The sequence below is a fragment of the Pseudomonas sp. KCJK9058 genome (genome assembly GCF_046230975.1).
In the GTDB taxonomy this organism is placed as follows: domain Bacteria; phylum Pseudomonadota; class Gammaproteobacteria; order Pseudomonadales; family Pseudomonadaceae; genus Aquipseudomonas; species Aquipseudomonas alloputida.
Genome location: NZ_JBJJLR010000086.1, coordinates 1 through 10,728, shown reverse-complemented (window position 1 = coordinate 10,728; position 10,728 = coordinate 1). Strand labels below are relative to the sequence as shown.

General features: G+C 63.5%; 13 protein-coding genes. 8 read left to right on the top strand and 5 right to left on the bottom strand.

Features of this window, described 5'->3' with window-relative positions:
* Positions 1 to 562: sulfite exporter TauE/SafE family protein (locus ACK59Z_RS25410; protein ID WP_409293942.1), on the bottom strand; the 562-nt coding region annotated here is incomplete at its 3' end.
* 113 nt (positions 563 to 675) lie between these two features.
* Here ACK59Z_RS25410 and ACK59Z_RS25405 point away from each other — a divergent pair.
* The 3 genes from ACK59Z_RS25405 (at position 676) to ACK59Z_RS25395 (ending at position 2,712) form a co-directional block, all read left to right on the top strand.
* Positions 676 to 1,629 (top strand): LysR family transcriptional regulator, encoded by a 954-nt coding sequence (locus ACK59Z_RS25405; protein WP_003252875.1) that lies wholly within the window; start codon positions 676 to 678, stop codon positions 1,627 to 1,629.
* Between the two features lie 58 nt (positions 1,630 to 1,687).
* The gene (locus ACK59Z_RS25400) at positions 1,688 to 2,143 is read left to right on the top strand and encodes a MarR family winged helix-turn-helix transcriptional regulator (RefSeq protein ID WP_103462855.1); all 456 of its coding nucleotides are present in this window, start codon (positions 1,688 to 1,690) and stop codon (positions 2,141 to 2,143) included.
* Positions 2,144 to 2,283: 140 nt separating this feature from the next.
* A complete protein-coding gene (locus tag ACK59Z_RS25395; protein WP_021783109.1) occupies positions 2,284 to 2,712 on the top strand; it encodes an organic hydroperoxide resistance protein in 429 nt (142 codons plus the stop codon).
* A 234-nt stretch (positions 2,713 to 2,946) separates the two neighbouring features.
* Here the strand turns inward: ACK59Z_RS25395 and efp are convergent, their stop codons facing one another.
* Positions 2,947 to 3,516: an elongation factor P gene (gene efp, locus ACK59Z_RS25390; RefSeq protein ID WP_003252871.1), complete on the bottom strand. Its 570-nt coding sequence runs from the start codon at positions 3,514 to 3,516 to the stop codon at positions 2,947 to 2,949.
* 48 nt (positions 3,517 to 3,564) lie between these two features.
* Entirely contained in the window at positions 3,565 to 4,698 is a 1,134-nt protein-coding gene (earP, locus tag ACK59Z_RS25385) for an elongation factor P maturation arginine rhamnosyltransferase EarP (RefSeq protein WP_409293940.1), read from the bottom strand.
* Between the two features lie 129 nt (positions 4,699 to 4,827).
* Here earP and ACK59Z_RS25380 point away from each other — a divergent pair, with 129 nt between their 5' ends.
* Both ACK59Z_RS25380 and ACK59Z_RS25375 read left to right on the top strand, forming a co-directional pair.
* Positions 4,828 to 5,226 carry a hypothetical protein gene (locus ACK59Z_RS25380; protein WP_014754109.1) on the top strand — a complete coding sequence of 133 codons (399 nt, stop codon included), beginning with the start codon at positions 4,828 to 4,830 and terminating at the stop codon, positions 5,224 to 5,226.
* Positions 5,227 to 5,228: 2 nt separating this feature from the next.
* On the top strand, positions 5,229 to 5,699 hold the full coding sequence (locus ACK59Z_RS25375; protein ID WP_103462858.1) for a GreA/GreB family elongation factor: 471 nt from the start codon (positions 5,229 to 5,231) through the stop codon (positions 5,697 to 5,699).
* A gap of 114 nt (positions 5,700 to 5,813) precedes the next feature.
* Here ACK59Z_RS25375 and ACK59Z_RS25370 read toward each other — a convergent pair whose 3' ends face one another.
* The gene (locus tag ACK59Z_RS25370; protein ID WP_017147843.1) at positions 5,814 to 6,752 is read right to left on the bottom strand and encodes a LysR family transcriptional regulator; all 939 of its coding nucleotides are present in this window, start codon (positions 6,750 to 6,752) and stop codon (positions 5,814 to 5,816) included.
* A gap of 118 nt (positions 6,753 to 6,870) precedes the next feature.
* Here ACK59Z_RS25370 and ACK59Z_RS25365 point away from each other — a divergent pair, with 118 nt between their 5' ends.
* Entirely contained in the window at positions 6,871 to 7,620 is a 750-nt protein-coding gene (locus ACK59Z_RS25365) for a 3-oxoacyl-ACP reductase family protein (RefSeq protein ID WP_003252861.1), read from the top strand.
* A gap of 45 nt (positions 7,621 to 7,665) precedes the next feature.
* Here the strand turns inward: ACK59Z_RS25365 and ACK59Z_RS25360 are convergent, their stop codons facing one another.
* The gene (locus tag ACK59Z_RS25360; RefSeq protein WP_108192059.1) at positions 7,666 to 8,544 is read right to left on the bottom strand and encodes a LysR family transcriptional regulator; all 879 of its coding nucleotides are present in this window, start codon (positions 8,542 to 8,544) and stop codon (positions 7,666 to 7,668) included.
* A 106-nt stretch (positions 8,545 to 8,650) separates the two neighbouring features.
* On the opposite strand from ACK59Z_RS25360, the gene ACK59Z_RS25355 reads away from it, so the two are divergent.
* Positions 8,651 to 9,838 (top strand): MFS transporter, encoded by a 1,188-nt coding sequence (locus ACK59Z_RS25355; RefSeq protein WP_179052575.1) that lies wholly within the window; start codon positions 8,651 to 8,653, stop codon positions 9,836 to 9,838.
* Between the two features lie 215 nt (positions 9,839 to 10,053).
* Positions 10,054 to 10,434, top strand: coding sequence for a hypothetical protein (locus ACK59Z_RS25350; RefSeq protein ID WP_003252855.1), 381 nt, complete (start codon positions 10,054 to 10,056; stop codon positions 10,432 to 10,434).
* Positions 10,435 to 10,728: the final 294 nt, after the last annotated feature.

Genomic DNA, 10,728 nt, shown 5'->3' with positions numbered 1-10,728 from the left:
CCAAGGTACTCGGCGCCGCCAGCGCCAGTGACAGCCCCTGCGCCACCACCTGAGTAGCGCCGAACACACTGGTCAGGATCGGCGTGGCCACCACGGCCCCACCCACCCCGAACAAGCCGCCCATGGTGCCGGCAAAGCTGCCCAGCACACCCAGCCACGGCCAGGCATGACGCAGCTCGGCACTCGGCGGCGACACCTTCATGAACATCCGCACCACGTTCCACACCGCCAACGCTACCAGGAAGCCGACAAAACCCAGGCGCATGGAATGCGCATCAAGCCCCACCGCCCAGATCGACCCCAGCCAGGCAAACAAGAAGCTGCACGCCGACAGCGGCAACGCATGGCGCAACGCGATGCGGTTGCGCTGGTGATACCGCCACAGCGCCAGCAGCACATTGGGCACCACCATCACCAACGCGGTCCCCTGCGCCAACTGCTGGTCCAGGCCAAACAGCACGCCCAATGCCGGAATCGCAATCAGCCCGCCACCAATGCCGAACAAGCCCCCCATGGTGCCCAGGGCAGCGCCCAGCACGATATACAACAACCACTCGATCATCAGGGCCTCGTCCGCCTGTACCAATAATGCGAGCATGCTAACGAGTGTGCGCTGGCGGGGAAACGCACAGCAGCGCACAATGGCTGTGCGTTTTTCGCAAAAGCAAGGCAGCCATGAATCCCGATACCCTGACCGACCAATTGAGCCTGTTCCTCGATGTACTGGAAACCGGCAGCTTTTCTGCCGCCGCCCGTCGCCACCCGCTGACCCCGTCTGCGGTAGCACGGCGCATCGACAACCTGGAAAGCGCCGTCGGCAGCCGCCTGTTCACCCGCAGCACCCACGCGGTGCGGGCCACGCCTGCAGGCAACGCCTTTGCCGAGCGGGCCAGGCGCATCATCGAAGAGTTGCGCCTGGCCCGGGCTGAAGCGGTGTCACTGAGCAATGCCCCGGAAGGCCTGATCCGCATCGACGCCCCTGCCGCGTTTGGCCGCCGCCACCTGGCCCCGGCCATTGCCGACTTCCTGGTGGCCTACCCGGGCCTGGACGTGCAACTGCGGTTGATCGACAGCTTCGTCGACCTGCAGGGCAGCCACCTGGGCGAGGTCGACCTGGTGCTGCGCGCCGGCCCTTTGGCCGACACCCGTCTGGTCGCCACGCCGCTCGCCTACATGGTGCGCATTGCCTGCGCCAGCCCCGCCTACCTGGCCAGCCGCGGCATCCCCACCTGCCCCAGCGAACTGCCCGGGCATGACGGGCTGGACTGGGATGGCCTGGCGCCGCCGTTCGCCTGGCGCTTCAGTGTGGCCGGGCAAACCCGCCTGTACCGCCCCGCGCGCATGCGCATGGCTGCCAACAATGCGGAAACCCTGCTGTTCGGCGCCCTCGCCGGCCTGGGGATAGCCCACCTGCCCACCTGGCTGATCAGTGAATACCTGCTGCGCGGCGAGCTGATCCCGTTGTTTTGCGACGGCGGCATGCCTGAAGCCGAGACCAGCGGCATTTACGCGCTACGCCTGGCACATGAAACGAACTCTCGCAGCCGTTTGCTGCTCGAATTCCTCAAGAGCCGCTTCAGCCCGATTCCACCCTGGGACCTGGCCTTGCGCAGTGAACTGCGCGATTAATTCGCGCACTGATGATCAGCGTGCCAGAATTTTCCATTGATGACTTTCAAGGACCTGCATGAACGCCGACACCCAAGCCTCCTGTGACGAGCTGCTGCTGGACAACCAGGTCTGTTTCGCCCTGCACTCCACCTCGTTGCTGATGACCAAGGTCTACAAGCCGCTGCTGCAGGCGCTGGGCCTGACCTACCCGCAATACCTTGCCATGCTCGTGCTCTGGGAGCGTGACGGCCTGACCGTGGGCGAAATCAGCCAGCACCTGCTGACCGACCCAGGCTCGCTGACCCCGCTGCTCAAGCGCCTGGAAAGCGAAGGCCTGTTGCAGCGCAACCGCAGCCGCGAAGATGAACGGGTAGTGATGGTGCAACTGACCGACAAGGGCCGCGCCCTGCAACAGCAGGCCAAAGAGGTGCCGCAATGCATTCTCAAGGCCAGCGGGCGCAGCCTGGAGCAGCTGCAGCAACTGCAAGCCGACCTGCTGAACCTGCGCGAAAACCTGCAGAAAAACCTCTGAGCGCTATGCTGTGAGATGGCCGTTCGGATGAACGGTGATTATTTATCTTGCGCGCTAACTAATTGCGCGCTAATTTAAATCCCACACCAACCCCCGCCCTCCTGCAAACGGGAGTGCACAGCACATTAGCGAGGCTCAAGATGCAAAAGGTCACTCCGCTGTACATCGCAGAAGCAACCTCCACCGGTGGGCGCGACGGCAAATCCCGCTCCAGCGACGGCAAGCTCGTCGTCAGCCTGAGCACCCCCAAGGAACTGGGCGGCGCGGGCGGTGACGGCACCAACCCCGAGCAGATGTTCGCCGCTGGTTACTCGGCCTGCTTCATCGGCGCCTTGAAGTTCGTGGCCGGGCAAGAGAAGAAAGCCCTGCCGGCAGATACCTCGATCACCGCCAAGGTGGGCATCGGCCAGATCCCGGGCGGTTTCGGCCTGGACATCGACCTGCACATCAACCTGCCGGGCCTGGCCCAGGCCGATGCCGAAGGGCTGGTGGAAAAGGCGCACCAGGTGTGCCCGTATTCCAATGCCACCCGCGGTAATGTGGATGTGCGCCTGCACGTAACCGTCTAAGGCGTAAAGGCTAGCGCGGTCCCCTGTGGGAGCGGCCTTGCGTCGCGAAAGGGGCGCGAAGCGGCCCCAGGCGTTCGGCATGTAGGCAGAAATTGCCGGGGCCGCCTTGCGGCCCTATCGCGACACAAGGCCGCTCCCCAAAAGCGCGAGCACAAGCACGCGCTGAGGATTGGCAAAAACACAGGCATAAAAAAACCCGGCTTGCGCCGGGTTTTTTGCGTCTCGCAAGAAGCATTACTTCTTGGAACGGCCTTTGAAGCTGTTGTCGCGAGTGTCGATGTCGATCCACTCGTCGATCTGGATGAAGTCGGCAACCGAGATCTCGGTACCGTTCGCCAGCTTGGCAGGCTTCATGACTTTGCCGGAGGTGTCACCGCGAGCAGCGTTCTCGGTGTAGACAACTTTACGGCTGATGGTGGTCGGCAGCTCAACCGACACCAGACGGCCTTCGAAGAACACAGCTTCGCAGACGTCTTCCATGCCTTCTTCGATGTACGGCAGAACGGCTTCGATGTCCTCGGCGTTCAGCTCGTACATGGTGTAGTCGGTGGTGTCCATGAAGGTGTACTCGTCACCATTGATGAACGACAGGGTCGCTTCTTTGCGATCCAGGATCACGTCGTCCAGCTTGTCGTCCGCACCGTATACGGTTTCGGTCTTGTAGCCGGTCAGCAGGTTCTTCAGCTTGGTCTTCATGATCGCGCTGTTACGGCCCGACTTGGTGAACTCAGCTTTTTGAACCAGCCACGGGTCGTTGTCGATCCGCAGGACGGTACCGGGTTTCAGTTCTTTACCAGTTTTCATTACGAAGTATCCGAATCTGGATGGATTTATAAAAATCGAGGCCGCGTATCATAGCGAATTTCGGTAAAAGTGTACTAGCGCTGTGGCAAGGTCCGGCTGAGCGGCCTGTCGCGCCCCCCAAAGGCGGGCATGCTGCTGCAGTTCCGGCCAATGCTGGCGGGCCGCCCGCCAGGCCTGGCCCATGTCGATATTCATGTTCCAGGCACGCCACAGGCCCAGCAGGGCTGCATCGGCATCGTCTGACAGGCCGCAGCGATAATGCGCGAGGAACGCTTCGAGTTTTTCCCAATGGGCATTCTCGTCCTGCACATAGATGTGCCACAGCATCGGCTGCCCCGCCCACTGAGCACGCACGAACGAGTCTTCGCCACGCACGGCATTGAAATCGCAGCTCCATAACAGCCGGTCGAAGTCGTCCTGGCTGACGAAAGGCAGCACCTGAACGGTCAGCGCCCCACGGGTGTGCGCATCACCCACGTGCAGCGGCCCCTCGCCCAACCACTGGCTGAGCCCCGCGACGATGCGCCCTTGCGGGACCAGCAGGTGGCAGGCCTGGTCAGCTGTAGCCAGGGCATCAAGCCAGTTGCCCAGCTGCGGGTTTTCATAGGCAAACAGCGAGATCAGCAGCGCATCCGGCACAAGGTCTACACCAAGCCCCTGCAAAAAGGCACGGCGCGCCTCCGCCGACTGCTGGAACGCGTCACGCCGGGCCAGCAGCGAACCCTCGCGCAGCAAACCACCCGTTTTGTCGGTAAAGCCCGGGAAGAAAAATACCTTGCGCAAACCGTTGGGCTGCGGCGAAGGCAAACCATGGCAACCCTCTACCCAGTCCTCGGCACTCAGGTACTCGAGGTTGAGCCAGAGCGGCGGCTGCGGAAGGGCGCGCATGGCCTCGACATACGCCGCGGGCAACTGGCAGGCGAACGCGCCGATCACCACATCGGCCGGCGCCACCGGCAACCACGCTGCCGGCCAGTGGCGCACATCCACGCCGTGTTGCCACTGTTGCGCCGCCGTGGCATCGGCGCCAGGGCACATGGGCGTGAAAGCGTTGAGGTCATCCACCCACAGGCGCACCGCCAGGCCGTGCTCGGCCACCAACTGCCGGGCCAGGCGCCAGGTCACGCCAATATCGCCGTAGTTGTCGACGACGCTGCAGAAGATGTCCCAGGTGGCTTTCATGCGCCCCTCCCGTGCGGGTGCAAAAACCGCGAATTCTGCGCATAAATTGGCGCAGACAAAAGCACCTGCGCAGAAAAATGCCCAAGCGCATGCGACAATGCCCCCCTACCACGCTGCCAGGAGGCTGCCATGCCGCGCCACCGTGAATTGAAGATCACCCTCAAGCCGTTGCCGTTGATCATGTGCGTTGCCTTGGGCCTGTGGCTGGGCGCCATGGCCATTGCCGCGAGCCTGTGGCTGGCCCAGCAGTTGTGGCCACAGCAGGTGCAACCTCTGGCCCAGGTGGTAGCCCCGCATGCAGACCGCCCCGTTGCAACGCCTGCACCGGCCACTGCCCAGGATGCCCAGGCCGAGATGTTCGAACGCTACAAGGACATCCTGCACAAACAGGCGCTGCAACAGGCCGCCGATGCCGCCCAAGGCAACCCGCGCAACCTCAACAGCCCCAAGTGCCAGTTCTGGCTGCAGCAAAACCGTACCGCGCCCACCGAAAAAAGCCAGGCCAACGTGCTGGAGTTCTGTTACTGACCATGGACAAGCCCCACCTGCTGGCGCTGATTGTCGCCACCCTCGAGCATGACCTGGACGTGCTGACCCGCGCAGCGCAAACAGCCTACGAGGCCGCCACCGCCGAAGAGAACATCGCCGAGAACAAGTACGACACGCTGGGCCTGGAGGCCTCGTACCTGGCCACCGGCCAGGCCCGCCGCAGTGCCGAGATCCGCCAGGCGCTGGTGATCTACCAGCAGTTGCTGCTGCGTGATTACGACCCGGCGCGCGGTGTGCAGGTAAGCAACCTGGTGACCCTGGAAAATGAAGATGGCAGGCAGCGCCGGCTGTTTCTCGGGCCTGAGGCAGCGGGGTTGAAGATTGGCGAGGGGGACGGGCTGGTGACGGTGATTACCCCGCGTTCGCCGCTGGGGCAGCTGTTGCTGGGCAAGCGGGTGGATGACGAGGTGAGCCTGGGGGCGCAGGTATCGTTCATTGTCGATGTTGTCTGAACCGGCCTCTTCGCGGGCACTCCCGCGCCCACAAGGACCCCACTGTCTTCAAGGCTGTGATATCCCTGTGGGCGCGGGCGGGCCCGCGAAAGGGCCGGCACAGGCAATAATTCTCTAAAGGGCCTGCAAGGCATCGAACCGCCCCGCCAGCCCCTGCTCAGCGAACTGCTCCACCACAAAGTCGATGAACGCCCGGGTCTTGCCCGGCAACAGCTTGTGCTCGGCGAAATACAGGCTGATATGCCCATCGTCCACATACCAGTCCGGCAACACCCGCAGCAGGCGCCCGGCCAGCAAGTAGGGCACGGCAAACGGCAGGCTCACCAGGGCAATGCCCAGCGCCTGCTCGGCCACCGCGCACGCCGCGTCCGAATCGCTCATGGTCATCGCCTGACGCAATTGCAGCGGCTGCTGCGCCTGCCAACGGCTGGTCAACGGCCACGAGCGCACCCGCCCGGTCTGCGGTGACCGCACCAGGATGCCGTCATGGCGTTGCAGCGCCTGCGGGTCTTCTATCGGCGCGTGCCGCTGCAGATAGGCCGGCGCCGCCACCAACACCCGGTGCGCGGGGGTCAGCTTGCGCGCCACCACCCCCGGCGGCAGTTCGAAACCACCGCCAATCGCTGCATCGAAGCCCTGGCCGATCAGGTCGACCTGGCGGTTGTCGAAATGCCAATCCGGGGTAATCGCCGGGTAACGGCGCAAGAATTCCCCCAGCAACGGCAGCACGTACAAACGCCCGAACACGGTGCCCATGCTCACCCGTAACGACCCAGCCGGCTGGCCTTCTGCACTGGCCAGGTTGGCCACGGCGTACTGAATGGTGCGAAAGCTGTCACTGACCTCGCCAAGAAAACGCTGCCCCGCTTCGGTCAAGGTCAGCTTGCGGGTACTACGCTGGAACAACCGCACACCCAGGCGCGCTTCCAGCTGCGCAACGTGCTTGCCCACGGCAGCCGGGGTTAGGCTCAGGCGCCTGGCGGCTTCGGCAAAACTGCCGACCTCGGCACTGCGGATGAAGCATTCCAACGCGCTGAATGATTCCATGGCCATGATTAGCAACCAAAGGTTTACTCTGCTGATAGTGATTACCATCTTATCAGTAGGCAATCGAGCGCCGATACTGTGCCCATCCAAGGCATTTCGGCCTGGCTTCCAGCAGGAGAACAGCATGTCCAAGCAACTTACACTCGAAGGCAAAGTGGCCCTGGTTCAGGGCGGTTCCCGAGGCATTGGTGCAGCCATCGTGCGGCGCCTGGCCCGCGAAGGCGCGCAAGTGGCCTTCACCTATGTCAGCTCTGCCGGCCCGGCTGAAGAACTGGCCCGGGAAATTACCGAAAACGGTGGCAAAGCCTTGGCCCTGCGGGCTGACAGCGCTGATGCCGCGGCCGTGCAGCTGGCGGTGGATGACACCGTGAAGGCCTTGGGCCGGCTGGATATCCTGGTCAACAACGCCGGTGTGCTGGCAGTGGCCCCGGTGACAGAGTTCGACCTGGCCGACTTCGATCGCATGCTGGCCGTGAACGTACGCAGCGTGTTCGTCGCCAGCCAGGCCGCCGCACGCTATATGGGCCAGGGGGGTCGTATCATCAACATTGGCAGCACCAACGCTGAACGCATGCCGTTTGCCGGTGGTGCACCGTACGCCATGAGCAAGTCGGCACTGGTTGGCCTGACCCGCGGCATGGCACGCGACCTCGGGCCGCAGGGCATTACCGTGAACAATGTGCAGCCCGGCCCAGTGGACACCGACATGAACCCGGCCAGTGGCGAGTTTGCCGAGAGCCTGATTCCGCTGATGGCCATTGGGCGGTATGGCGAGCCGGAGGAGATTGCCAGCTTTGTGGCATACCTGGCCGGGCCTGAAGCCGGGTACATCACCGGGGCCAGCCTGACTGTGGATGGTGGGTTTGCAGCCTGATTGAACGGTTGCCTGTGCCGCGAAAAGGCCGGCACAGGCTTAGCCTTACTTTGCCCCCAGGCACTGTTCCATCACGTCCAAAAAAGCCCGGGCAGCCGGTGTGGGGCTGGACGACCACACCGCATACAAGTGCCGCACCGGCGCATCCACCAACCGCGCCACTGCTACACCTTCGATGCCTTGAGCCACCCGCTCGGGCACCAGGCCGACGGCCATGCCCCGCTGCACGAATTTCTCCACCAGACGAACATGCCCGATCTCGAACTGCACCCGACGCTGCAACCCCACTGCTTCAAACGCCTCGTCGGTCTGGCGTCGCGCCCCGGTGCCTTCGGGGAAATCCACCAACACTTCACCTGCCAGGTCAGCCAGCGCCAGCTGTGCCCTGCCCGCCAGGCGATGCCCCAACGGCAACACCGCCACCAGTTCTTCCCGGGCCAGCAACCGATGCTGCACCCCCTGCACCACCTCGCCCTGCCACAGCCCGATAAAACCCACGTCCAGGCGCCGCTCGAGCACATCAGCAATCAGCAATTCGCTCTTGGCCGTGAGCCAGCGTACATCTACATCGGGGAAACGACCGTGAAACACCGCCAACAGGTCGACCAGGTCCAGCGCGGTGAGCGAGCTGATTTCACCAATCGCCAGCCGCCCGCGCACCTGGCCGCAGGCCGCTGCCACGTCATCGGCAATGCGCCGGGCCGCCTCCACCGCGGGCCGTGCACTGAGTACAAAGGCTTCCCCCGCAGGTGTCAGGCGTACCCGCCGCGAACTACGCTCGAACAGGCTCACCCCCAGCTGCGCCTCCAGCCGCGCCACTTGATGGCTAAGGGCCGACTGCACCACATGGCAGCGCTCCGCCGCGCGGGTAAAACTGCCGGTGTCGGCCACGGCAAGGGCATATTCGAGCTGCTTGAGGTTCATCGATCTATCTGCTTTCAAGATGAATAGGTTGAAAACTATACATTGGTGTCATGCCTGACACTTCCTGATAATCATCACCACACACCACTGCCCCCACGAGAATTGCATGCACACCCCCACTCTCAGCCGCGCCTTGATCCTGCTGATGGCTACCGCCACAGGCCTGGCCGTGGCCAGCAACTATTACGCCCAACCGCTGCTGCACAGCATCGCCCAGCAGTTTGGCTTGAGCACCGCCAGCGCCGGCAGCATTGTGATTGCCGCGCAACTCAGCTATGGCGCCGGCCTGTTGTTGCTGGCACCGCTGGGCGACCTGTTCGAGCAGCGCCGGCTGATTACCGTGATGACCGTTGTCTCCACCCTGGGCCTGGTCATCAGCGCTTGTGCACCCAGCCTGCCCTGGCTGCTGCTCGGCACGGCGCTGACCGGGCTGTTCTCGGTGGTGGCACAGATCCTCGTGCCGATGGCAGCGACCCTGAGCGAGCCGCATCAGCGTGGGCGCGCGGTCGGCACGCTGATGAGCGGCCTGCTGCTGGGCATCCTGCTGGCGCGTACTGCTGCCGGCTTCATGGCCGAGCTGGGTGGCTGGCGCAGTATCTACGTGCTGGCCGCCGTGCTGATGGCATTTACCGCCGTGGCGCTGTACCGCAGCCTGCCACAGCACCACAGCCACGCCGGGCTGAAATACCCGGCACTGATCGGCTCCGTATTCCGTCTGTTCATCGAAGAGCCCGTGCTGCGCCTGCGCTCGCTGCTCGGTCTGTTGGCATTCAGCCTGTTCGCCCTGTTCTGGACACCCCTGGCGTTTCTGCTGGCGAAAGGCCCCTACCACTATTCGGATGCAGTGATCGGCCTGTTCGGCCTGGCCGGTGCGGCGGGTGCGTTGTCGGCCAACTGGGCCGGGCGCCTGGCAGACCGCGGCAAGGGCGCGCTGGGTACCACCGTGGGCCTGGTGGTGTTGCTGCTGTCGTGGGTGCCGCTGGGGTTTGCCGAACAGTCCCTGCTCGCCTTGCTGCTGGGGGTGCTGATGCTCGACCTGGCGGTACAGCTGGTGCATGTGAGCAACCAGAACGCAGTGATCGCCCTGCGGCCGGAGGCACGTACGCGGCTGAATGCCGGTTATATCACCTGCTACTTCATTGGCGGGGCGCTTGGGTCGTTGCTGGGCACCCAGCTGTTCCAGCGCCAGGGCTGGATGGGGATCGTGGTGGCCGGGCTGGTGATTGGCGGGCTGGCGTTGCTGGCCTGGGGATGGGCCGAACGCAAGCGCAAGAATGCCTTGCAGGTGGCCTGAAAAACGCTCGCTGGATTCTTCGCGGGCACGCCCGCTCCCACAGGTGCCTCACAAACCTCAGGGCAGTGATACGCCTGTGGGTACGGGTGTGCCCGCCAAGAGGCCAGCCACGGCGACAAAGTACCGCACTACCCTCCGTCGCAATGCCGTTGACTTGCCTGCCGGGGCAGCGCTCATTAAGCGCTGGAATGCCCTTTCCCTGACAGGATGAATTTATGACAAGACTCACGGTACAGTCCGGCGATTTCTTGCAAGGTGAAGGCGAGTATCGCAATGGATCGCTCACACTCAAGACCGCGCGCAGCCCCTCACCCGGTGAGCGGATTTCCCTGGCACGCATCAGCGACTTGCGGCTGGCCAGCCTGGAAACCAACCGCAGCCTTGGCAGCGCCTTGGGCTGGGGCGTGGCTGGCGCCCTGGTGGCAGGCCCAGTAGGGCTGCTGGCCGGGCTGTGGTTGGGTGGCAAGGAAGAAGAAGCAACCTTTCTGGCCACCTTCAAGGATGGACGCAAGCTGATGGCCATTACCGATGGCAAGACCTGGTCGAAGATCGATGACAACTGGCGGCAGCACAAGCGGCCGATCAAGACAGGCTGACTGAATATACGCCGGGCCTGGATCGTTTTATGTAGAGGGCGGCTGGTAAGATGCCGCCTTTTTCATGGCCTGTACCGGCCTCTTCGCGGGTAAACCCGCTCCTACAGGGGTATCACCAACCGGTGTATCACCAACTGGTGTATCCCCAACCGGTGCTTCACCAACCGGTGTATCACCACCTGGTGCATCACCAACCGGTGTATCGCCGCCCGGTGCATCACCAACTGGTGTATCCCAACCGGTGTACCACCAACCAGTGTAGGAGCGGGTTTACCCGCGAAAGGGCCGGTACAG